The sequence below is a fragment of the Janthinobacterium sp. B9-8 genome, assembly GCF_000969645.2.
Lineage (GTDB): Bacteria > Pseudomonadota > Gammaproteobacteria > Burkholderiales > Chitinibacteraceae > Iodobacter.
Window position 1 is genome coordinate 1,748,483 of record NZ_CP014222.1, and the last position, 23,407, is coordinate 1,771,889.

20 protein-coding genes are annotated in these 23,407 nt (G+C 48.5%); 13 read left to right on the forward strand and 7 right to left on the reverse strand.

From position 1 onward, the window contains the following. The first annotated feature begins 225 nt into the window (after positions 1 to 225). The 4 genes from VN23_RS07855 to VN23_RS07870 all read left to right on the forward strand — a co-directional run bounded on the left by VN23_RS07855 (position 226) and on the right by VN23_RS07870 (position 6,285). Complete coding sequence (locus VN23_RS07855) at positions 226 to 552, forward strand: hypothetical protein (protein ID WP_046352913.1); 327 nt, start codon at positions 226 to 228, stop codon at positions 550 to 552. A gap of 88 nt (positions 553 to 640) precedes the next feature. Continuing rightward, positions 641 to 1,759 carry an efflux RND transporter periplasmic adaptor subunit gene (locus tag VN23_RS07860; RefSeq protein ID WP_052746714.1) on the forward strand — a complete coding sequence of 373 codons (1,119 nt, stop codon included), beginning with the start codon at positions 641 to 643 and terminating at the stop codon, positions 1,757 to 1,759. Next, positions 1,760 to 4,855, forward strand: a complete 3,096-nt coding sequence (locus tag VN23_RS07865) for an efflux RND transporter permease subunit (protein WP_046352912.1) — start codon at positions 1,760 to 1,762, stop codon at positions 4,853 to 4,855. Between the two features lie 62 nt (positions 4,856 to 4,917). Continuing rightward, on the forward strand, positions 4,918 to 6,285 hold the full coding sequence (locus VN23_RS07870; RefSeq protein ID WP_046352911.1) for an efflux transporter outer membrane subunit: 1,368 nt from the start codon (positions 4,918 to 4,920) through the stop codon (positions 6,283 to 6,285). Between the two features lie 18 nt (positions 6,286 to 6,303). Here the strand turns inward: VN23_RS07870 and VN23_RS07875 are convergent, their stop codons facing one another. Genes VN23_RS07875 through VN23_RS07885 form a run of 3 tightly spaced genes read right to left on the reverse strand, consistent with a single transcriptional unit; the run spans position 6,304 to position 10,329 of the window. Next, positions 6,304 to 8,994, reverse strand: coding sequence for a response regulator (locus VN23_RS07875; protein ID WP_052746713.1), 2,691 nt, complete (start codon positions 8,992 to 8,994; stop codon positions 6,304 to 6,306). 54 nt (positions 8,995 to 9,048) lie between these two features. Continuing rightward, positions 9,049 to 9,468 (reverse strand): hypothetical protein, encoded by a 420-nt coding sequence (locus tag VN23_RS07880; RefSeq protein WP_052746712.1) that lies wholly within the window; start codon positions 9,466 to 9,468, stop codon positions 9,049 to 9,051. A 9-nt stretch (positions 9,469 to 9,477) separates the two neighbouring features. Continuing rightward, complete coding sequence (locus tag VN23_RS07885; protein ID WP_156455152.1) at positions 9,478 to 10,329, reverse strand: hypothetical protein; 852 nt, start codon at positions 10,327 to 10,329, stop codon at positions 9,478 to 9,480. A 283-nt stretch (positions 10,330 to 10,612) separates the two neighbouring features. On the opposite strand from VN23_RS07885, the gene VN23_RS21775 reads away from it, so the two are divergent. Then, positions 10,613 to 10,912, forward strand: a complete 300-nt coding sequence (locus tag VN23_RS21775; RefSeq protein ID WP_156455153.1) for a hypothetical protein — start codon at positions 10,613 to 10,615, stop codon at positions 10,910 to 10,912. Positions 10,913 to 10,924: 12 nt separating this feature from the next. On the opposite strand, the gene VN23_RS07890 is transcribed toward VN23_RS21775, so the two are convergent. Both VN23_RS07890 and ppsA read right to left on the reverse strand, forming a co-directional pair. Next, entirely contained in the window at positions 10,925 to 12,130 is a 1,206-nt protein-coding gene (locus VN23_RS07890) for an aspartate aminotransferase family protein (RefSeq protein WP_046352909.1), read from the reverse strand. Between the two features lie 140 nt (positions 12,131 to 12,270). Then, on the reverse strand, positions 12,271 to 14,643 hold the full coding sequence (gene ppsA / locus VN23_RS07895) for a phosphoenolpyruvate synthase (protein ID WP_046353092.1): 2,373 nt from the start codon (positions 14,641 to 14,643) through the stop codon (positions 12,271 to 12,273). A 314-nt stretch (positions 14,644 to 14,957) separates the two neighbouring features. Between ppsA and ppsR the strand changes: the two genes are divergently transcribed. The 6 genes from ppsR to VN23_RS07925 all read left to right on the forward strand — a co-directional run bounded on the left by ppsR (position 14,958) and on the right by VN23_RS07925 (position 19,125). Continuing rightward, entirely contained in the window at positions 14,958 to 15,776 is an 819-nt protein-coding gene (gene ppsR / locus VN23_RS07900) for a posphoenolpyruvate synthetase regulatory kinase/phosphorylase PpsR (RefSeq protein ID WP_046352908.1), read from the forward strand. Positions 15,777 to 16,022: 246 nt separating this feature from the next. Then, positions 16,023 to 16,736, forward strand: a complete 714-nt coding sequence (minC, locus tag VN23_RS07905; protein WP_046352907.1) for a septum site-determining protein MinC — start codon at positions 16,023 to 16,025, stop codon at positions 16,734 to 16,736. Positions 16,737 to 16,759: 23 nt separating this feature from the next. Then, positions 16,760 to 17,569 (forward strand): septum site-determining protein MinD, encoded by an 810-nt coding sequence (gene minD / locus VN23_RS07910; RefSeq protein WP_046352906.1) that lies wholly within the window; start codon positions 16,760 to 16,762, stop codon positions 17,567 to 17,569. Positions 17,570 to 17,572: 3 nt separating this feature from the next. Further along, positions 17,573 to 17,833: a cell division topological specificity factor MinE gene (gene minE / locus VN23_RS07915; RefSeq protein ID WP_046352905.1), complete on the forward strand. Its 261-nt coding sequence runs from the start codon at positions 17,573 to 17,575 to the stop codon at positions 17,831 to 17,833. Positions 17,834 to 17,922: 89 nt separating this feature from the next. Further along, entirely contained in the window at positions 17,923 to 18,726 is an 804-nt protein-coding gene (gene map / locus VN23_RS07920) for a type I methionyl aminopeptidase (protein ID WP_046352904.1), read from the forward strand. Between the two features lie 123 nt (positions 18,727 to 18,849). After that, positions 18,850 to 19,125, forward strand: coding sequence for a hypothetical protein (locus VN23_RS07925; protein ID WP_046352903.1), 276 nt, complete (start codon positions 18,850 to 18,852; stop codon positions 19,123 to 19,125). A 121-nt stretch (positions 19,126 to 19,246) separates the two neighbouring features. Here the strand turns inward: VN23_RS07925 and VN23_RS07930 are convergent, their stop codons facing one another. Further along, the gene (locus VN23_RS07930) at positions 19,247 to 19,762 is read right to left on the reverse strand and encodes a hypothetical protein (RefSeq protein WP_156455154.1); all 516 of its coding nucleotides are present in this window, start codon (positions 19,760 to 19,762) and stop codon (positions 19,247 to 19,249) included. Between the two features lie 303 nt (positions 19,763 to 20,065). Between VN23_RS07930 and VN23_RS07935 the strand changes: the two genes are divergently transcribed. Together VN23_RS07935 and yfcF are read left to right on the forward strand one after the other, a co-directional pair. After that, the gene (locus VN23_RS07935) at positions 20,066 to 20,557 is read left to right on the forward strand and encodes a GNAT family N-acetyltransferase (RefSeq protein WP_046352901.1); all 492 of its coding nucleotides are present in this window, start codon (positions 20,066 to 20,068) and stop codon (positions 20,555 to 20,557) included. A 27-nt stretch (positions 20,558 to 20,584) separates the two neighbouring features. Continuing rightward, a complete protein-coding gene (yfcF, locus tag VN23_RS07940) occupies positions 20,585 to 21,217 on the forward strand; it encodes a glutathione transferase (RefSeq protein WP_046352900.1) in 633 nt (210 codons plus the stop codon). On the opposite strand, the gene VN23_RS07945 is transcribed toward yfcF, so the two are convergent. Then, positions 21,218 to 23,401: a sensor histidine kinase gene (locus tag VN23_RS07945; RefSeq protein ID WP_156455155.1), complete on the reverse strand. Its 2,184-nt coding sequence runs from the start codon at positions 23,399 to 23,401 to the stop codon at positions 21,218 to 21,220. It lies immediately after the preceding gene. Positions 23,402 to 23,407: the final 6 nt, after the last annotated feature.

Consider the following 23,407-nt stretch of genomic DNA (forward strand, 5'->3'; position numbering starts at 1 on the left):
TTTTATGCCCATACATCCGTGCGCAACTCTGCCGCGTGGGCACGATAAAGCCGTGCACCCACCTTATATGTATTTTGTTTTTCTTAGAGCATAACCGCTTGCTATCTAGGGCACGACAGCAAATTACCGCTATTTACACGCCGTTTACAAAAACAGCGGCCAAGCCATCAAGCGGTTTACATAGACACGGTTTAATAGCTCTACACCTTCAACAGGAAAGCAGCCATGAACAAGTCCATTCTTGCCCTCAGCATCAGCAGCACCCTTGCCTTTTCTACCTTTGCCCTTGCAGAAGAAACGGTTGCGCCGCCATCCAGCCGCCCGGCAATGGAGCAAGCGCCCTCTGGCTCTGACACAACAAACCGCGCTCAGGCCAATCCCCGCACTAAAACGCCCAAGATTATTCCCTTCTCACAGCGCAGCCGCCCGCCGATGGAAGCACAGGCTCGCAGCAAGCCGCGCTCAGCCGCCAAAGCCACAGAGGTTGCACCGGCAGAAGTCACACCGGCCGATATGCATCCAGGCCGCCTTAAGCGCACCCAATACCAGTAAACCAAACCGCCACTTAGCAGCATTTCGCCCTTTTTGGTCAGTCAGCAAGCCCCGGTTCACGGGGCTTTTTATTTGAAACGAGAGCCCGATGATGCCCAACACCCCCACCAAAGCGCTCCCCTTTTGCCTGGCCCTGCTCCTCAGTGCCTGCAACTCTGCGCCCGCCCCCACCGCCGCGCCCCTACCTGAAGTAACGGCACTCCTGATCCAGCCGCACGATATTGCCATGCGCTCAGAGTTTGTCGGAGAAACCTCCGGGGTGCGGGATGTAGAAGTGCGCGCTCGGGTTGGCGGTATTTTGCTTAAGCGCACTTTTACCGAGGGACGGCCCGTTAAACAAGGACAGGTTTTATTTGAGCTTGATCCAGAGCCATATAAGGCAGAGTTGGATTTAGCCCAAGGGGAGCTGGCCCGGCAGCAGGCCATTTTAAACAAGGCCAGAGCCGATAAAGATCGCATTGCACCACTCTTTAAAGAAAACGCGGTTTCTAAAAAAGACAACGATGATGCCATCAGCGCTTTTGCCGCGGCACAGGCCAGCGTGCAAACAGCGCAAGCCAAAGTTAAAACCGCCACACTCAATTTAAGCTACACCAAAGTTACCGCGCCCATTTCTGGCATCAGCAGTAAAGAAGCGCAATCAGAGGGCAGCTTGATCAGCAGCAGCTCGCCTCAGCCGCTCACCACCATTTCGCAAATGTCACCGCTCTACGCCAATTTCTCGGTTGCCGAGCAAGATCATCAGGCTTTTAACCCAGCACAAGCCTCAGACCCAAGCCGCAGCGCCAAAGGATTAAACACCCAAATCATGCTGGCTGATGGCACGGTTTACCCCTTAAAGGGCCGGGTCAATTTTCAAGATAACCGCATTGACCCAGCCACCGGCACCATCAATATGCGGGCGCAATTTAATAACCCCAAAGGGGATCTGCTGCCCGGCCAATTTGTACGCGTCGTTGTAGACAATGGCATTCGCCAGCAAGCCATCACCATTCCGGAACGCGCCATTGTGCAGCTGCAGGCCGAAAAGCGCGTGATGCTGCTCAATGACAAAAACATCGTTGAATCACGCAAAGTTCAGTTAGGGGAAAGCATAGGGCATGAAGTGATTGTGGAATCCGGCCTAAAAGCGGGTGAGCGCATTATTGTTGATGGCTTAATTAAAGCGCGCCCGGGCCAGCAAGTCAGCATTAAAAAGGAAGGGTAAATGTTTTCTAAATTCTTTATCAACCGGCCCATCTTTGCCTCGGTGATTTCCATCGTGATTATGCTGGCAGGCTTGGCCGCGATGTTTTCGCTGCCTATTCAGCAATATCCGGATATTGTGCCTGCTGTGGTTTCGGTGAGTGCCAACTACCCCGGCGCTACGGCAGAAACCATTGCGCAAACCGTAGCGTCCCCCTTGGAGCAACAGATTAACGGCGTAGACAATATGCTGTATCTGCAATCCAAATCGGCGGCAAACGGGCAAATGAATATGAACGTCTATTTTGCCGTTGGCACCAACCCCGACCAAGCCACCATTGACGTTAACAATCGCGTGCAGGCGGCGCTCGCCAAAATGCCCGATGAAGTCAAACGGCAAGGCGTCACCGTCAGAAAGAAATCAACCGAAGTACTATCGGTGGTCTCCTTAGGCTCGCCTACCGGCCAGTATGATCGCAACTTTATTGCCAACTACGCCCTGCTCAATATTCTGGATGATCTAAAACGCATCCCCGGCGTGGGGGATGCCAGCATGATGGGCGGCACCGATTACGCCATGCGGATCTGGCTAAAGCCTGATCGCCTGGCACAGCTTAAGCTCACGCCTGCCGATGTAGTAAAAGCCGTGCAGGAGCAAAACTCACAATTTGCAGCGGGCAAGCTAGGGGCCGAGCCAGATAATGATCCGGTTGATTTTACCTACACCATTAACGCCAAAGGCCGTCTGGCTGATCCAAAAGAGTTTGAAGCCATTATTGTTAAATCCATGCCCGATGGCGCAAAAATCCGCCTAAAAGACGTGGCCCGTGTGGAAATGGGTGGCAATGATTATGATATTTCCGGCATGCGTAATGGCAAGCCATCCGTGGGGCTAGTGACCTACGCCCAGCCGGGTGCCAATGCGCTGGATGTATCCAAAGCTATTGCCAATAAAATGCAGGAACTCTCTACTCGCTTTCCTCAGGGAATGGACCACGCCATTCCTTACGACACCACTAAATTTGTTAAAACCTCGATCGAGAAAGTAGTCACCACCCTGCTTGAAGCGATGGTGCTGGTGTTCTGCGTGGTGTATTTATTTTTGCAAAATTTCCGTGCCACGCTCATCCCCTGCATTGCCGTGCCGGTATCCCTGCTCGGCACTTTTGCGGGCTTGGCGATGTTCGGATTTTCGATCAATCTGCTCACGCTATTTGGCATGGTACTGGCCATCGGCATTGTGGTGGACGATGCAATCGTGGTGCTTGAAAACGTCGAGCGGATTATGCGCGAGACAGGCTGCTCGGCCAAAGAGGCGTCAATTCAAGCCATGCAGGAAGTCTCCGGCCCGGTTGTGGCCATTGTGCTGGTGCTTTGCGCGGTGTTTTTGCCCGTGGCCTTTATGAGTGGCATGACAGGCGTGATGTATCAGCAATTTGCCATTACGATTTCTATCTCGGTGATTATTTCCGGGATTGTGGCGCTTACCTTATCCCCTGCCTTATGCGCGCTTTTGCTCAAGCCCGGTCACCACGAACCGGCCCGTTTTTTTGTATGGTTCAACCGTTTCTTTGAACGGATTACGGGGGGCTATATTGCGGGTGTTAAGTTTCTAAATCGCCGCGTTGGCGTGGCTTTTGTGCTGTTTGCGGGTATTTTAGCCAGCACTGCGGCGCTATATGTCTTGGTGCCAGGCTCCTTAGTACCAGCAGAAGATCAAGGCACGATGTTTGTAAGCGTTGCCCTGCCCGATGCCGCCTCGCTAGCCCGCACGCGCCAAGTGAGCGCCGAATCAGATACCGCGCTCAACAAGCTAGCCGAAGTTAATAATGTCACCACCTTTACCGGCTTTGATATTTTATCCGGCTCCAAGCTCACCAATCACGCCACCAGCTTTGTAACGCTCACCCCCTGGGACGAGCGTAAGGGCAAGGGGCAGGATTCGTTTTCGCTGGCAGAAAAAGCCATGCAAAACGCCAGCCCTATCCAGAATGGCCTGATTGCAGCCTTTACCCCGCCGCCCATTATGGGGATGTCGACCACCGGCGGTTTAGAGGGCTATTTGCAAGATCGTAATGGCGCAGGCTCGCAGGCGCTCAGCACGGCCACACAAAAGCTGATTGAGGCCGCAAAAAAACGCCCTGAATTCGCCAAGGTCACCACCACCTTCCGCGCCGATGTACCGCAGTATTTTGTTGATCTGGATCGCGAAAAAGCCAAGGCGCTGGGTGTAAATATCAATGATGTATTCAGCACCATGCAAGCCACTCTGGGCCAGCTCTATATCAACGATTTCAACCGCTTTGGCCGCACCTACAAAGTGCAGTTGCAATCTGAAGCCCAATATCGCAAACGCCCTCAGGACCTGAGCAATATTTTTGTACGATCTGCCAAAGGCGACATGATTCCGCTTACCAGCCTTGTCACCATTAAAGACACCAGCGGGCCAGAGCTGGTCGAGCGCTTTAATATTTTTGGCGCAGCCAAAATCATGATCCAGCCTGCGGCAGGTATTAGCTCTGGAGAAGCCATTAAGGCCATGGAAAGTGTCACCGCCGTAGCGCTCAGCAGCGATTACACCCTTGCCTGGACAGGCAGTGCCTATCAGGAAAAAGAAGCCAGCGGCACAGCCGGCATTGCCTTTTTGCTGGGCATTGTGATGGTGTTTTTAATTCTGGCCGCGCAATACGAAAGATGGAGCTTGCCATTTGCCGTGATTACCTCGGTGCCCTTTGCACTCTTTGGTGCCCTGCTGGCCGCATATATGCGGGATATGAATAACGATGTGTATTTTCAGATCGGCATGGTGACGCTGATTGGTCTGGCGGCTAAAAACGCCATTCTGATCGTTGAATTTGCGGTGATGAAATTTGAAGAAGGCATGAGCTTATCTGACGCCGCCATCGAAGCGGCAAGGCTGCGCTTCAGGCCGATTATCATGACATCGCTCGCCTTTATTTTAGGCTGCGTACCACTGATTACCTCAAGTGGCGCAGGGGCAAACAGCCGCCATTCGCTAGGCACGCCAGTGATTGGCGGCATGCTGGCCGCTACCTTTATTGCCATTTTCTTTATCCCGCTGTTCTTCCGCCTAATTATGGGCCTAAAGAATAAATAGCAAAAAATAAACACCCGCGCCTGCTGGTAACGGCAGCAGGCGCACACCCTGAGATCTTCGCTATGAAACCATCCCTGATTGCCAGCCTGCTCGCGCTGCTCTGTACGGCTTGCGCCATCACGCCCGAGCTAACCGTACCAAGCCTTGATTTGCCCCAATCAACCTACAAAACATCGATTGCTAGCGACTGGTGGAAAACATTTAATGACCCACTCCTCAATACGCTGATCGCGCAAACGCTACAGCACAATCATAATCTGAGCATTGCCATCGCCCGAATAGAAGAAGCCCGCGCCAAACTGGGCATCAGCAGCTCAGCCCAATGGCCTCGTTTAGATTTGCAAGGCAAGCAGCAAAATAATACAGACTCCGGCGCGCCCAAAATCCAGCTGGCAGGCGCGGCAAGCTGGGAGCTGGATTTATGGGGCCGCCTTGCTAACCAAACAGAGGCCGCCAACCAGTTACTCTTATCCACTCAAGCCGCACACACGGGCCTACAACTAGCACTGAGTGCAGAAACGGCCCAAGCCTATTTCAATCTACGCGCACTGGATGCCCAGCTCCTTCTGGCCAAACAAACCGTTGCATCGCGCAAAGCCGCTTTTGTTTTACAAACAAAACGCTTTCAAGGCGGGCTGATCAGTGAGCTAGAAGCACGACAGGCAGAAAGCGATTTTGCCGCTGCACAAGCGATTGTTCCCCAATACCAGGCAAAAATTGCACAGGCAGAAAGCATCCTGTCAATCCTTAGCGGGCAATCCCCAAGAGCACTCATCGAAGAGGGATTACAACGCGGCAAGTCCATCGGCGAGATGCATATTGCCAATGGGCTGCCAACGCACATCCCTTCTGATCTCTTACTCCATCGCCCCGACATTGTAGAGGCCGAAGCCAAGCTACGTGCCAGCCGCGCCGAAGTAGCCGCCGCACGTGCCGCATGGTTTCCGCAGATTTCTTTATCCGGCATCCTTGGCACCGCTAGCAATCCGCTGGCTAATCTATTTGCCGCAGGCAGTAAAACATGGCAATTTGCGGGCAATCTTGGCATGCCACTATTTGATGGCGGCCTGAGCGCAGCGCAAATCGACCAAGCCCGCGCCCAAGATAAAGCAGCTGCTGCGAGCTACAAACAAGCTGTGCAAAGCGCCTTTGCCGACGCCTATGCCGCGCTGAAAATCAATCAATTCAGCCAGGAAAAAACCTCAGCACAAACCGGCCAGATCACGGCGCTTGAACGCCAGCTCAAATTAGCCATTTTGCGCTACGACAACGGCTATAGCGATTACCTCACCGTACTGGATAGCGAGCGCAATTTATTCAACGGCAGACTAGAGCTGATTAGCGCAACACGCGATCAGTTATTGGCACAGGTCAGCCTGTTTAAGGCTTTGGGAGGGGGAAACCACATTGAGTTAAATCAAGCGGCTTAAAGCGGCAATTCAAATCTCTTATAAAGGTGCGGCGGGCTTGTTTGCTGGCAACCATTTTTCTATTTCAATTTGTAAAGCATCAATGCTAATTGGCTTAGATAAAAATCCGTTCATTCCTGCCTCTAAGCAACGCCGCATATCTTCTTTAAATGCATTTGCAGTGAGTGCCAGAATCACAATATTGCGCTTATCACTAGGTAGCGCCCGAATCGATCGAGTGGCATCAAATCCATCCATATTGGGCATTTGGCAATCCATCAGTACTAAATCATAATTTTGCTGCTCAACCGCCTGCACCGCCGCTGCACCGTCTTCCACCACATCAACACGGCAGCCTATTTTTTCCAGCATCAGTACCGCTATTTTCTGATTTAATAAATTATCTTCTGCTAGCAATAAATAAGGCTTTACGACCGCTCTTTGCTCTTCAATAGCCCCCAGAGTGAGCAAGGTGCGTTCTGGCTTTTTAGCTTCAGCCAAGCTAAACACCACTTCTAAGCAACCATATAATTGGGAAGTGCGAATCGGCTTACTTAAAAAAGCAGTAAACCCAGCCTCATGCGCCATGCCTGTTTGTCCTACCCCCCCCATCGAGCTTAATAACACCAAAGGCATTGCTGCATGGGCAGGCATGGCATTAATTGATTTAGCCAGAGCAAAGCCATTCATATACGGCATTTGTCCGTCTAAAAACGCCACACTAAAATCATTACTCTCATTTAATCTTAATAAAGCCGCCACGGCCGAGCCAAACACCTCGGTGACTAGCCCCATAGATTGTAATTGCAAAGCCAACAACTCGCGATTAGCCGCTAAATCATCCACAATTAACACGCGCTTTCCTTTTAAACTTAAAGGCAAGGTAGGCGCTAATACATTGACTTGGGCGCGATTTAAAATAATTTCAAACCAGAAAGTAGCGCCTTTATTAGGCTCGCTAATCACATCGATTTTTCCTCCCATTGCTTCAGCCAAGCGCTTGCAAATAGAAAGCCCCAATCCCGTGCCACCAAAACGCCGCGTTGTAGAAGCATCCGCCTGTGAAAAAGGCTGAAACAATAGCGCCCTCACTTCGGGGTCTATCCCAATACCATGATCCTCCACCTCAATATGCAATTGATATTGTTCATGATACACAGCGTGTGCCCGCACTCTGATTAACACAGGGCCTGCCGTACTAAATTTAATTGCATTATTGAGAAGATTTAAAACAATTTGCCTAAGGCGTACAGGATCGCCGTTTAAACGCCAAGGTACCGAGGGATCAACCAGCCCTACCAGCTCTAATTTTTTCTCTATCGCTTTGGCGGCAACCAATTCAAGAGATTCTTCAATCGAACGGCGTAAATCAAAATCAATATACTCCAGCTCTAATTTACCCGCTTCAATTTTAGAAAAATCAAGTAAATCATTAATTTGTGAAAGCAGCGCATCACCACCGGTATTAATCGATTCTAAAAAATCTCTTTGCTGAGAATTAAGCTCGGTATCGAGCAATAAGGCAGAAAAACCCAAGATAGCATTGAGCGGAGTACGAATCTCATGACTCATATTGGCTAAAAAGTCGCTTTTTGTTTGATTAGCCCGATCAGCAGCTAGTTTTGCCTCGCGTAAAGTAATGGCTAATTGCCGGGTTGATTCTTCTACAATCTTTCGATCAGAAATATCATCCAGCAGGCCTTGCAGCATATCTTCTTCAATCGGGTTAAGTACAATACTTAACCATTTGTTTTCTTTATCTTCAAAAAAAGACACAAAAATATCTTCGCTCACCCCTCTGTTTTCTCTAAGCGACAATTCAATTAATTCACTGCACTTTGCTGCGGCTTCTCCCATATATTCTTGCAGCATTTGATTAGATTTCGGTTTAACAGACCCACCTTCTATGCCTAATACTCTGGCAAACGCTCGGTTATAGGAATGCAAGCGTCCAAAACGATCAACTACAAAAATACCTGTTTCTGCATTTTCAAAAATAGCTCTGAATTTTTTTTCATCAATTCCACGCTGAATCCGTAAATTGCGTTCATCATCCAGAATCATCACTAAACGATTTAACAAAGCATTTACATCATCCACCAAGCGACCGATTTCATCGTGCTGATGGCCGCTTGGCGTATGAAGCTTTGCTCCTAATTCAGCGGATAAATGATGCAATCGATCAGAGATGTTTTTAATTGGCCGGGTAATTAATTTCAATACGATCATCACTACGGCACAGGCCACCACCATCGCCTGCATCAACAATAAATAGACCAGTAGTAAAGAACGCTCTGCCACACTCTGTTGAATAACCTGAGGATTTAAATCCAGCATAATTTTACAAACGACTTCTTGTGCATTAAAAGGCGATGTGACCTGGCGAACAATTTGCCCATCCCCCATCATTTGCAGCTCTCCTTTTACCCCCCCCTCCTGAGCAAGAATATGAGTTTCATTTTTAATCAACACTTGGCTAATAAAGTGATTTTTTAATAAACCACGCCCTACTTCAGCGGCTAAGTTTTTATCATTTAAATAGCAGGCTATTTTGATGGTATCTTCAACGGTACTGAGTAATTCGTTGACACGAACCCGGTGCAACTCACGCTCTTTTTGCGCCACGACAATGTAAGTAATCCCAGAAAAAATCGCCCCTGCAAGCAAGGCAATACAAAGCACTATCGCCGCGCTGCGAAAAACCAGACTGGTGCTAAATACTTTCAGCATAGAAATCGCTTTGCGAAATGAAATACATTCATATCGTCAAAAACAAAAGCTTAATCACCGATTAAAATCAAACACAACTTTCACTTTATCAGTTACTTTTGCTTTGTCACAATAGGCTATATAATTAATATTGCTGGCTACCATTTTAATAACTTCATCACTACTATCCACCACTAGGGGTGGCGAGACTTGGCCGGAAAACTTAAGCCTAGCCCAATACGAATCAACCTCAGCTAATTCTTTGTTTAATAAATCCCGATAAAAATGTTCTCTGCCTGACACAGGGTAAATAACATCCAGCGGTATTGCACTTTGCCCAGAGGGGAATTTCCGATAACGCCCCATAAAAATATTAATCACTTCACCTTTGCTTAGCTGAGCGACACCACTATTAGGATGCACAATAACCACCCAATCGCCCCCCCAAGCACTATGCGCAAATAAAATAAGAATAGAAAGGATAAGGGTTTTCATTGGGCCGCCTTAGAAAACAAAATCCAAGGTCAGGCTATAAATGGTTGCGCGGCCATCCCAGGCAGGCTGCTTATTTGCCCACTGGAATGAATCACGACCATCAATCCTATCAACTTGAAATTTAAGATCTAAATTGCGCATCACATCGTAGCGCAAGCCCAGGGAATAGGTTGATTGATCACTTAATGGGTAAGGCTGAATCAGTCTTGCCATCGCATTTATTTCGGCAAATGGGGGAATGTCGGGCAAGCCAATATCATGCTTAAGTACTTTTGGTTTTACTTTCGAATATGAGGCATAAGGCGTAAATGCCCCAAGTCGATAAGCCAGCATTAAATAGCCTGCATCATTATCCGGATAAGAAATTGTTGTAGCAAGCAATCTGCGCAGCATTAATTGCACTTGTAAAGGGCCGTTATCATAAATCATGCCCGCAGAAATGAACTCAACAGTTTTTCCTTTAATCATGGCATCATCTGCAAATTGAGCCGGGCCATTACTGATCGCTTGTAGTTGAGGTGATCGCAATATATTTAACAAAATATCGAGATCTGCCAATTCATTTTCTAATTTCAATTTTGCATAACCCACCCTGAATTGCCAATTCTGTAATTGATAATCAAAATAGCCCCCCCATAAAAGGGATCCATTCAAATCAAGATGCCCATCTGAATTTTGAATAGGTAGCTTTTCTTTGGCATAACCGATTGCAAATTTAGCTCGAGCAATTCCTTCACCAATCGGATACTTTAAAACCAAATCCCCGCCGTCTAAATAGGCAATCGGCAAGCCACCATAATAATCAACCGGCGGACGTACAGGCAGATAGGAATAGCCCACACTTCTTGAATCGGCCTGCATATAAACATCAAAGCCTAAGCGCCCCGTGCGGAGCTGCAGGGTCTCGCTTGGCTCATATTTGATAAATGCCCAGTTTAATTCCGGCGTAAAACTATTATCGTAGCGCCGATGGCTAATGAGCTGAGCAGAGGCTGATAATGCCGGGTTAATTCGGGCATCCAGCTGCAAGCCCAGCAGTGAATCAACCCCGAAATCCAACCTGCGTGTATAGCCAACACCTCCCCTTTGCGAAAGGTCGCGCAAAAAATCGCCTTGATCTGTACTGTTATACACCGCGCCCAAGGTGGCAAAACCACTTAAAGAAAACAAATCCTGCTCAGAATACGTCTCTGCCCGTGCCCCTCCGGGCAGCAGCATCAAGCACAGCAGCAGATATCGTATCAAGACACTGAACATATTGCTTTCCTATCCTAACTTTATACTGACACCCCTTGAAGATAGCCAAGAAGAAAAGAACATCAAGCCTTTCCTGCTTTGTCTGATTTTTAATAAGCGAAACAACAAAAAAAACCCACCTTATATTGCTTTTGATAAAAGCAGAATCATCGTCCAAAAAAAACGCCTCTTCACGAGGCGTTTTTAAAATCAATGTCTTTTATGCCGCAGTAAATGCCGCCACTGCGCGTTCAAAACGCGCCATACCTTCGCTGATATCTTCATCTGTAATCACTAAAGACGGTGCAAAGCGGATCACGTTAGGGCCAGCCATTAAAATCATCAAACCTTCTTTTACCGCACAATTTAATAAATCTTTAGCCTTGCCCGCAAATGCAGGTTTTAGCTCGGCACCAATCAATAAGCCCATGCCACGTACTTCGTCAAAGATCGGATATTGCGCGTTGATTTTGGCGATGCCCGCCACAAATAGCTCTCGCTTGGCTTTGACCCCATTCAGCACCGCTGGCGTGTTCACGACATCCAGCAAGGCATTGCCTACTGCACAAGCCAGAGGATTGCCGCCATAGGTGGTGCCGTGTGTGCCTACAGCCAGATGCTTGGCGATATCTGTGGTGGTGAGCATGCAGCCCAGCGGAAAGCCTCCGCCGATACCCTTAGCACTGGTCAGAATATCCGGCGACACGCCGTACTCTTGATAAGCATAAAGGCTACCCGTACGCCCTGCACCGCTTTGCACCTCATCAAAAATCAAGAATGCATGGTGCTTATCGCAAAGGGCGCGCACGCCAGCCATAAACTCAGGCGTAGCAGGCACTACACCGCCCTCGCCCTGAATTGGCTCGATAATCACGCAGGCGGTTTCATCGTCGATCAATGCTTCTAAAGCGGCCAGATTATTGTATTCAAAGTACTCAATACCAGCAGGCTTTGGGCCAAAGCCGTCGGAATACTTAGGCTGGCCGCCCACACAAACGGTAAAGAAAGTGCGCCCATGAAATGAATTCAGTGCCGACAATACTTTGTGTTTTTTATCGCCAAAACGCTCAATCGCAGCACGGCGCGCTAATTTAAGCGCCGCCTCATTGGCTTCTGCGCCCGAGTTACAAAAGAACACGCGATCAGCAAAAGTGGTTTCAACCAGCTTTTGTGCCAGATCAAGCGCTGGCTCATTGGTAAACGCGTTGGAGAGATGCCAAAGCTTGCTGCCCTGCTCATTCAGCGCGGCCACAAGGGCGGGATGACAGTGGCCCAAAGCGTTCACGGCAATACCACCAGTTAAATCCACATACTCACGACCCGCCTGATCCCATACTCGGCTGCCCGCACCGCGCACCGGTACAAAGGCTGCGGGGGCGTAATTGGGAACCATATATTGGTCAAAATCGGCACGGGTATGGGACATTCTCTACTCCTAATTTTAAATATAAAAACGGCGGGTACGATTTTGTATCGTAACCCGCCGCTGATGTTTAATTCAAGACTAAAGCACATTAATTGCAACGCTAAACAGCCGCTTTCACTAGGTAAAGCGGCTGAATTGGCTTACTTTGCTGCTGCACCCGATAAATACAACCATGTTTCCACCACAGTATCTGGATTCAGGGAAATCGTTTCGATTCCTTCTTCTACCAGCCACTGCGCGAAATCAGGGTGGTCAGACGGACCCTGGCCGCAAATACCCACGTATTTATTGGCTTTACGACACGCTTTGATTGCCATCGACAACATGGCTTTTACTGCATCATCACGTTCATCAAACGAGGCAGAAACCGGGCCACCTGAATCACGATCAATCCCCAGTGTTAGCTGAGTCATATCGTTAGAGCCAATCGAGAAGCCATCAAAGAAGTTGAGGAAGCGATCGGCCAACACCGCATTAGCAGGAATTTCACACATCATGATCACACGCAAGCCGTTTTCGCCGCGTTTCAGACCATTACGCTCCAGCAATTCGATCACGCATTCAGCTTCTTTCAGGGTACGCACAAAGGGAATCATCACTTCCACATTGGTCAGGCCCATCACATCACGCACTTTTTTCACTGCGCGGCATTCTAGCTCGAAGCAATCACGGAAGCTCTTGTCCACATAACGCGCTGCACCACGGAAACCTATCATTGGGTTTTCTTCGTGCGGCTCGTATTCTGTACCACCAATCAAATTGGCGTATTCATTCGACTTAAAATCAGACAAACGCACAATGACTTTCTTTGGCCAGTACGCGGCAGCCAAGGTAGAAATCCCTTCAGCCAGCTTATCCACGTAGAAATCAACGGCAGTGCGATAGCCAGCGATACGCTCTTCAACTTGCGCTTTCAGCTCAGGCTGTAAGTGCGGATAAGCCAGCAGCGCTTTCGGGTGCACGCCAATCATACGGTTAATAATGAATTCTAAACGCGCCAAACCCACGCCTTCATTCGGCAATTGGCAAAATTCAAAAGCCAGCTCCGGATTCCCCACGTTCATCATGATTTTGACTGGCGATTCGGGCATATGGCCGAGCGAGGTATCCATACGCTCAAATTTCAAAATGCCTTCGTATACATTACCGGTATCGCCTTCGGCGCAAGACACGGTGACCAGATCGCCCTCTTTTAAGACGCGTGTTGCATCGCCACAACCCACCACAGCAGGAATGCCCAGCTCACGCGCGATAATCGCAGCGTGGCAAGTACGTCCACCACGGTTAGTGACGATGGCAGAAGCACGCTTCATGACCGGCTCCCAATCTGGATCAGTCATATCAGAAACCAGCACATCGCCCGCTTCAACACGATCCATTTCAGATACATCACGAATCACGCGCACACGGCCCTGGCCAATTTTTTGCCCAACCGAGCGGCCTTCGGCTAAAACTTTACCGGTTTCCAGCATGCGGAATTTAGTCAGCTTATCGGCATTGCTTTCTTGCGATTTCACCGTTTCTGGACGAGCTTGCAAGATATATAACTTGCCATCAATCCCGTCACGGCCCCACTCCACATCCATCGCACGGCCATAGTGCTCTTCAATAGTCAGCGCATAGCCTGCTAATTCTTCCACTTCAGCATCGCTGATCGAAAACTTACGACGCTCGCTTAACTCAACATCAACTGTTTTAACTGATTTACCTGCTACCGCTTCAAGATCGAACTCCATCTTGATAGCTTTGCCCCCTAAATGGCGGCGCACAATCGCAGGACGACCCGCGCGCAGCGTTGGCTTATGCACGTAAAACTCATCAGGATTAACCGCGCCTTGCACCACGGTTTCACCGAGGCCATAAGATGCCGTTACAAACACCACTTGATCGAAACCGGTTTCGGTATCGATGGTAAATAACACACCGGCAGCGCCCACATCAGAGCGCACCATGCGCTGAATACCCGCAGACAAGGCAACCAGTTTATGATCAAAGCCTTTGTGTACGCGGTAGGAAATAGCGCGGTCGTTGTACAGCGATGCAAAGACTTCTTTCATCGCCACTAAGACATTTTCAAAGCCACGAATATTCAAGAATGTTTCTTGCTGACCAGCAAAAGACGCATCCGGTAAATCTTCGGCAGTAGCAGAAGATCGCACAGCAACGGTTACATCGTCGCCAAGCAGTTTATAATGCTCGCTAATCTCAGCTTCAAGCTGTACAGGAAACGGCGTTTCCAAAATCCAAGTACGGATTTGCTTACCCACGATGGCGAGTGCGCGGACATCATCCACATCCAAAGTATTCATAATCGCATCGATGCGATCTGCAAGACCTTGGTGAGCTAGAAATTGTCGGTATGCTGCTGCGGTAGTAGCAAAACCACCGGGAACACGAACGCCTTTTTCTGTAAGCTGAGAGATCATCTCACCGAGCGAGGCGTTTTTACCGCCTACCTGTTCTACATCGTGCATACGCAGATGGGCGAAATCGATCACATAGCGTTCGGACATGGTACGGGCCTTATTGAAATGTTGCGTTGCGATAAACTGAGTGCATTTTAGGCTGAGAGTGCGCTGAGAAAACTCAGGATAAACCATTACAGGAAAATCCATTACGTGCAAACAGGCGGAATTATTCCCCACTTAGCATTAAAAACGTGCATAGCGACAGATTTCTTGCATTTTTAGGCGAAAAGCTTACCATCCAAGGAAAAAGCGCGTGAAACGCCGTAAAATCGAGCTTTTCCGCAGTAAAAACAAGCCTTTCTGAACGGCTTGCCCAACGCCAAATGGCAAGCCTGTGCACATATATTTGGAGATTTACGATGCGTCGAACGGCTTTCTTTGTCTCCGATCGAACTGGTATTACTGCCGAAATGCTCGGCCACTCCCTGCTTACGCAATTTGAAGATGTCACATTCCATCGCGTCACACTTCCTTACGTAGATACGCCAGAAAAAGCAGTGGAAGTCGCCTTAGAAATCCGCAAGCACTCCGTGATAGATGGCTGCAGACCGCTGGTTTTTAGCACCGTGGTCGACCCCATCATCCGAAAACTAACGCATGTGCCTGAAGCTTTGGTAATCGATTTTTTTGAGATGTTTATCGGCCCACTCGAAGCAGAACTAGGACAAGATTCATCGCATACCGTTGGTAAATCACATGCCATCGTTAACTTTGAAGAATATAAAAATCGAATTGATGCGGTTAATTTCACACTCAATCACGACGATGGCGTGATGCCACGGGATTTATCCGAGGCAGATTTAATTTTAGTTGGCGTTTCACGATCAGGAAAAACACCAACCTGCCTCTATCTGGCGCTGCAATTTGGAATTAAAGCGGCCAACTACCCACTCACACCTGAAGATTTTGGCAATCACACCATGCCCAAATTACTACTTCCCTATCGGAATAAATTATTTGGCTTAACGATTGAAGCAGACCGGCTTACCGAAATCCGCGAAGAAAGAAAACCCGATAGCAAGTACTCATCGGTCGAAAACTGCCGCTTCGAAATCGCCGAAGCCGAGGCTCTGATGCGCCATGTGGGTGTGCCCTATCTCAACACAACGAGAATGTCGATTGAAGAACTCGCCACCACCATCATGCATCGCACAGGTTTAGTAAGACGAACGTATTGAAAATCCACACCTACATAGGCAGCAAACGGCGCACTGTGCTCGTCGAGCGACTAAAACCATCCACGCCGAGCTTCGAGTGCGCCCTACGCAATAACAGCGGGTCTAAAACAAAGCTGTGGATATGAAGCGTCAAGTTACAGCCGTAGATCATTCATTTGCGCTTACGCTATAACACAGCTTCCTTGGCGTAGCACTACACGGTAAACTCACCCCCTTCACAGATCAATGCTTACTCGGCTTACGCGCATGACAAATCCTGCTACTGATTTAGACAGCATTTTTGAATTTAAGAGCAGCAGCATTAAACTACTGTCTTTCGTCCCAGCCACGCTTGATCCTGGCCGATTAGAAGCTGCACTATTTGAAAAACTAGGCGGCCGTGAGCACTTTTTAGCGGGTGAACAACTCATTATCGATTTTAGTAGTCTGCCCGAGCTGCCTTCTGCGCTTGAGGTCGGCACTTTAATACGACTTTTACAACAGTTCAGCCTCTTACCCGTTGCTGTGCATGGCGGCAATAGCGATCAAAAGCTGGCCGCTGCGGCCGCTGGCCTTGTGGTATTGCAAGACGATTCGCTCTCTGCCCCGCTTCCTGTGTCCAGTAAAGCAGCGCCGCCTCCACCCGCCTTAGTTATCACCCGCCCTGTACGCACTGGCCAACAAGTTTATGCCAAAGGCGGTGATTTAATTGTGCTGGCGCTGGTGTCTGCAGGGGCCGAAGTGATTGCCGATGGCAACATTCACGTCTACGCTCCCCTGCGAGGCCGTGCACTGGCGGGCGCAAAAGGCGATAATCAAGCCAGAATTTTTACCACATGCATGGAAGCCGAGTTGGTTTCTATTGCGGGCATATACCGCTCACTACAAGAAGACCTGCCTGATTCGATACGAACCAAGCCGGCACAAATCTATCTAGATCAAGAAAAAATCGTGATCGAAGCCTTAAACGAAACTAACTAAATAAAGCACTCAGGGGATTTACAGTGGCAAAAATCATCGTTATCACATCCGGCAAGGGAGGCGTGGGTAAAACCACCACCAGCGCAAGCTTCGCCTCTGGCCTTGCTTTGCGTGGCTTTAAAACCGCCGTTATTGATTTTGATGTGGGCCTGCGCAATCTCGATTTAATTATGGGCTGCGAGCGACGCGTGGTTTACGATTTTGTAAACGTCATCAAAGGTGAAGCAACGCTTAATCAGGCGCTCATTAAAGACAAAAACTGTGACAATCTTTATATTCTGCCTGCCTCACAAACCCGTGATAAGGACGAATTATCCAAAGAAGGCGTAGAAAAAGTTCTTAAAGAGCTTGAGCACACCGGCTTCGATTACATTATTTGCGACAGCCCGGCGGGCATTGAAACCGGCGCGTTTATGGCATTGTATTTTGCCGAAGAAGCCATTGTTGTTACCAATCCTGAAGTTTCATCCGTACGCGACTCTGATCGTATCATCGGCATTCTGGATGCTAAATCCAAACGTGCCGAAGATGGTGGCACGGTAAAAACACATCTTTTAATTACCCGCTATAGTCCTAAGCGCGTTGATTCTGGCGAGATGTTATCGCTCGACGATGTGCAGCATTTATTGCGAATTAAATTGATCGGCGTAGTTCCAGAATCCGAAAGCGTCTTGCAAGCGTCTAACTCGGGCAGCCCAGCCATTCACCTGGCAGGCAGCGATGTTTCTGAGGCTTACAAAGATGTGGTCGCCCGTTTCTTGGGTGAAGAGCGTCCATTACGTTTTATTGAAACACCCAAGGCACCGTTCTGGAAACGGTTATTCGGGGGTTAATGCATGTCTATTCTTAGCTATTTCTTCGGTGAAAAGAAAAAAACGGCGTCGGTAGCGCGCGAGCGCTTGCAAATTATTCTGGCGCACGAAAGAAACGGTAGAAATACCCCTGACTACCTGCCCCAGTTGCAAAAAGAACTGATTGCCGTCATCTCTAAATACGTAGCGATTAATCCGGAAGACATCATCGTTCAACTGGATCGCAAAGACGATTTTGAAGTTTTAGAAGTGAATATTGTGCTGCCAGAAACCAATAAGCGCTAAAGCACAAGTATTACTATTATTATGAAGAACACCCCGAAGAGAGGCTGGCGTTGCTCACCCTCTCTTCGTTATTTTGAGGCCAAACACCTATGTCTATTGTGATTAAAAACGCGGACGATATCGCAAAAATGCGCATCGCCGGTAAGCTTGCCAGCGAAGTACTCGATTACATCACGCCTTTTGTACAAGTGGGCGTCACCACGGCAGAGATCGATCGCCTTTGCCACGAATATATGCGCGATGTGCAAGGCACCATCCCTGCGCCGCTCAACTACTGCCCCCCTGGCTATACGCCTTACCCAAAAGCCATTTGCACTTCGGTAAACCAAGTGGTTTGCCACGGCATTCCTGCTGATAAGCCACTCAAAAGCGGGGACTGCGTCAACCTGGATATCACCGTCATTAAAGATGGCTACCACGGCGACAATAGCCGTATGTATCTGGTAGGCGATGTTTCTGCACCTGCGCGCCGCTTGGCAAAAGTCACTTATAACGCCATGTGGATCGGAATTGATCAGGTTAAGCCCGGCGCACGCTTTGGTGATATCGGCGCGGCAATTCAAAAATACGCCGAAGGCGCGGGCTACTCGGTTGTACGTGAATTCTGTGGCCACGGCATCGGTACTAAATTTCACGAAGATCCACAAGTCCTGCACTACGGCAAAGCCGGCACAGGCCCGGAAATGAAAGAAGGCATGATCTTTACCATTGAGCCGATGATTAACGCAGGTAAGCGCGAAATCAAAGGCATGAGCGATGGCTGGACCATCGTAACCAAAGATCGCAGCCTGTCTGCACAATGGGAACATACAATTTTAGTAACCGAAACCGGTTATGAAATCCTGACCCAATCAGCAGGCACCCCTGCTCGCCCGGATAGCTACGCTATTTAAAAGAACTATAGAGCGGGCAAGCTTTATGCCCGTCGGTGCATTATTTCGTAGGGCAGGTGAAACCCGCTGGCAAATCTGAAAAATACGCGGGCTTCACCTGCCCTACCATTCAGGAACAAAACCGTGCTTCTCCTTACTGCACCCTGGCTGATTGGCCTGCTTGTGATTGTGTTTTCTATTGGCGTGGCGCTGTGTTTTGTTGGCCTGATGGTGTCTTTAATGACGGCACTGGGCAATAAAAACTGGTTTTGGGCGGCAGGAATGCTGGCCGTTTTCCCTGTAGCTGCCGTATATTGCCTGCGCCGCTGGCAGATTGCTGCGTGGCCGGGAAAAATGCTGCTATCCGGAATGGGGCTGCTGATTTTTCCGATCACTTATTATTGCATCATGATTAAATAAACCCGCCCAAGCACACCATATGCATACAGCAAATATAAAGAGGGAATGATTCGCTCCCTCTTTATATTTAAAAAACTAAAAATACCCAATCAGATACAGAATACAAACTGTACCCTCTATCTCATCGACTCAGCGCATTCATAAGCGGAGTTGCTTGCCCCGCCTTCTTAGGCATAGAAGCCAGCCGTCTTATTTCCGGAATACATTCCGCCCGATGTAAATTGCGATGATCGCAAACACCCACATACATCGTGGAATAAAGTGCCGACTGATTCTCAAAATTTTCTTTCTGCGCTAACAATCTTTGCTCAGCACTTCCTTCATACTCCTCTAAAGAGCGAGCAAAGGTAGTTTGGGTCTGAACAGGCTCATTCTCTTTAACTGCGAGTAGTTTTTTGGCGGCTACGCTTGGCAAAACATCAGCATTATTTGCAACATTGAGCTGCCTAAATAAACGCCGGTCAATCACAAGCGCCCCACTTGGAATAGAGCTGACACTATTAAACAGGGGTCTGGCCAGCACCCGCTCTTTAGGGCCGGAAGCGGCGGCCACTTTATGCTCAGCAGCATTGCTATAGCCCAGCAGAAATACACCGCTGAAAACACTTATCAGACACTTCAGTTGTAATTTAATCAATGAAACAAACTCCATTAAAAATCAAAGCAAATTCACTCATAACAAACGCAATAAATAAGCGCGCGCAATGCCCGCTTCAGCACGGCAACATGTTTTTATTCCCCTTCTGCTTCCTATTATGCCATTCGTGCTCTCACAAACTAAACGAGAACAATTACCAATTACCATACAAAACACCGTGACTCAGCGTTGAACACGACAAAAAAACCAGCACTAACTGCGCTTCGTATAAAAAACTGACCGCCAAGCAAGTGATTTGATACACTTAGCTTACACATAAGCAGATCAAACAAAGGGCCACATATGCATACTATCCGGCATAGTGAAAGAAAAGATATAGAGCAGATTCGCCAGCTTTATGCCGAACCAAGCAACTACTCCGCCACGCTGCAAGGCCCCCATCCATCGACAGAGCTTTGGGAGGCACGGCTAAGCCAAAACAACGCGGGCGCAATCAGTCTGGTTGCCGTATCAGGCGAAGAAATCCTCGGGCAGTTGGGCTTACATATCGAGCAAAACCCACGCCGCAAACATGTGGCCGCAATTGGCATGGGCGTTAAAACCAACGCACGCAGGCAAGGTGTGGGCGATGCTTTAATGCTGGCCGCAATTGAAATTGCAGAGCAATGGCAAGCGATCAGCCGAATCGAGCTTTCCGTGTACACCGATAACCTGGCCGCCCTCGCCCTTTATGAAAAACACGGCTTTATCAAAGAAGGCCTGTGCAAAAACTATGCTTTTAAAAACGGTCAGTATGTTGATGTATATATGATGGCCAGATGTAAGACCGCTTAAATCCCCCTGCCACAAAGGTAAGCCAGAATGAAGCCAGCGCCCTTTACACTCTACGCAGATTCGCTTTTCACCAGCCCCTATGCGATGTCGGTCTTTGTTTCTTTACTCGAAAAAGACCTGCCTTTTGAAGTCAAAACACTCAACTTGGATGCGGGCGAGCAGCAGCAACAGGCATTCCGCCAGCAATCGCTCACCAGCCGTGTGCCTACGCTCGTGCAAGGGGATTTTTCTCTATCAGAATCATCGGCTATCAGCGAATACCTGGAAGAGCTGTTCCCAGCCCCAGAATATGTAGCGCTTTACCCAACGGAGCTGCAACAACGCGCCAAAGCAAGGCAAATCCAAGCATGGCTACGGAGCGATCTGCTGGATTTGCGTATTGAGCGATCAACCAATGTGGTGTTTTTTGCGCCCAGCGATCAGGTCCTATCAAGCAAAGGCCAAGCCGCCGCAGATAAGTTGATTGCCGCAGCTGATTTACTAATTAAGGAAGATCAAGCCAATCTATTTGAGCAATGGTGCATTGCCGACACCGATCTTGCGCTAATGCTTAATCGCCTGATTAAAAATGGCGACCCTGTGCCTGCCAAGCTCGTGAACTACGCCAACGCACAATGGCAAAGAACATCTGTGCAGCAGTGGCTAAAGCAGAAAGGCTGATTAAGCATGAAGCGCATCTGGCTGAATGAGCAAATCATCAGCCAGTGCCTGCAATTTTTCAAAATCCAGATACTGCAAAGCCTTTTCAACTTGCAGGCTAAACTGAGCATGTTCTGCGGAAAGCAGTGCTATTTTTTCAGCCCAGTTTTCTATTTCAGTGACCTGCCCACTGGCAATAAACAGCTGTAATTGCTGTATATCATCATGCGGCAAAGCTGGGCCAAGGGATTTGGGCAGCGGTAGCGTATAAACCGCAGCAGCATGTTGCAAGTGCAGGCAGAAATAAAAACGACTCCCCAGCTGCACGGCGCTCTCCACCTTCAGCTCGCCCCCCATACTTTTAACCATTTGCGAAGCAATCGCCAACCCTAGCCCATGCCCTTCCTTGGATTCGCTCTCTTGAGCCCGCTCAAAAGGAAGAAAAACCCGTGCATGATCAGACTGATTCATCCCGACCCCGGTATCTTCTACCGCTACTTTAAGCTCAGATTGATCTGCGGAGCCAGCCTGCCACTCCAGCGTCAGTGAAATCACGCCATAGCGGGTAAACTTTGCAGAATTGGAAAGTAAATTCTGTAATACCTGACGTAAATGCTTCCAGTCTGCATAAAGCCACTCGGGGGCCTCGCCTTTTTGCAAATAAATAAACCGATTTTGATACTGCGTGGCCAGTAACTCAGCCTGCCCCTGAATATCATCGATAAAATCCTGAAAGCACCCAGCAGTAAATTGCACATGATGCTCAACCATTTCACCACGGGCATACTTTAACAATTCATCAATTAACTCTAATTGCTGTCCTGCACTACGCTCAACCACCATAGAAAAATTATCAAAAGACTCCCCTCGCCGCATGCGCTTTGCGTAGGCAATCATGGTAGAGAGTGGCGCTCTTAAATCATGGCCGATATAAGCCAGTAATTTGGTTTTTAATTGATTGGCTAACTGCGCGTCTTTAACTGCCGCTTTTAGCTCTGCAGTCCGGCTATCCACTGCTTTTTCCAGCAATGCCTGCTGAGAATTCAAAGTATCAATTAAAGTTTTCTGTGCCGTTTCTTTTTCCTGTCTCGCCAACATCACCCGATCCATAATTGCCAGCAAAAAAGAAAGCATAGAGAAAACAATCACAAACAACATAAAATGCTCACCCAGCACCTGCCCACTGGATAACACCCCAAATAAATCCAGCGCCCTTAAAATATTGCCCACCATTAAAATAAACAGGCCTCCCGCAAAGTAGCGCATCGCGTTTGCCCCCTTGCGTATTACCTGTAAAAAAATAGCCAATAGCAATGGCACCGTAATTAAAATCAGCAGTAAACCCATCATCGTGCCACGCTGATAATTGACACACTGGGATATAAAAATAGCCAATAGATTCCAAGCCAGCATCAGCTTGATGACCTTATCGCCCCAAGGCAAAAACACAGACAAATTAAGAAAGTGCCGCACAAACAATAAGAAAAACAAAGCGCAAATCTGGCCAAAAAAGGATAAAGAATGAACCGACCAGATGGTGCTTTCAGGCCAAAAATATAAAGCCCCATATCCACGCATGCACGCTTCATTCAATACAAAGAAAAAAATCGCCAAACCATGATAAAGAAATGAATGATCCCGCATAAAAATAAATAAGAGTACGCAATAAAGCCCAACAATCCCAAACGCCCCCAGCAAGACGCCTGCCCATAACGACTCCGCCACCTCATTTTCCCTAAACGAAACAGGATCATAAACTGCAGGCGCTATGGCCATCGCCGTTTTGCTTTGCACCCTCAGCAAAATGACCACCCCTGCTTGGGCGGGCAGTTGCAAAGGAAAAACAGCATGCCTAGCTTTTACCGGATGCAACGATAAAGGCGTATCCAGCCCCGCACTTGCCCTGCTTTGCCAGCGCCCGTTTTGCTGCATATAAAGCGTGACGGATTGTAAGCGAGGCGCGCCCATATCAAGCCAGCGCAACTGAGGCTGATCGGAAGGATTACGCACAATAAGCTTTAACCAGAAAACCGAATTGGAATAACCCAGATTATGGTGGCCGCTCATCAAAGGCGCGGCTTTTATGCTGGTGCTGATTTGATCGGCAGAAAGAGACTGCGTGTCTTCAATCATCTGATACGAAATAGCGCGATCAGCAGGCCTAGCGTCCTGGCTAGCGTATAGAAAAGAAGAAAGAAGAAACAACCATAA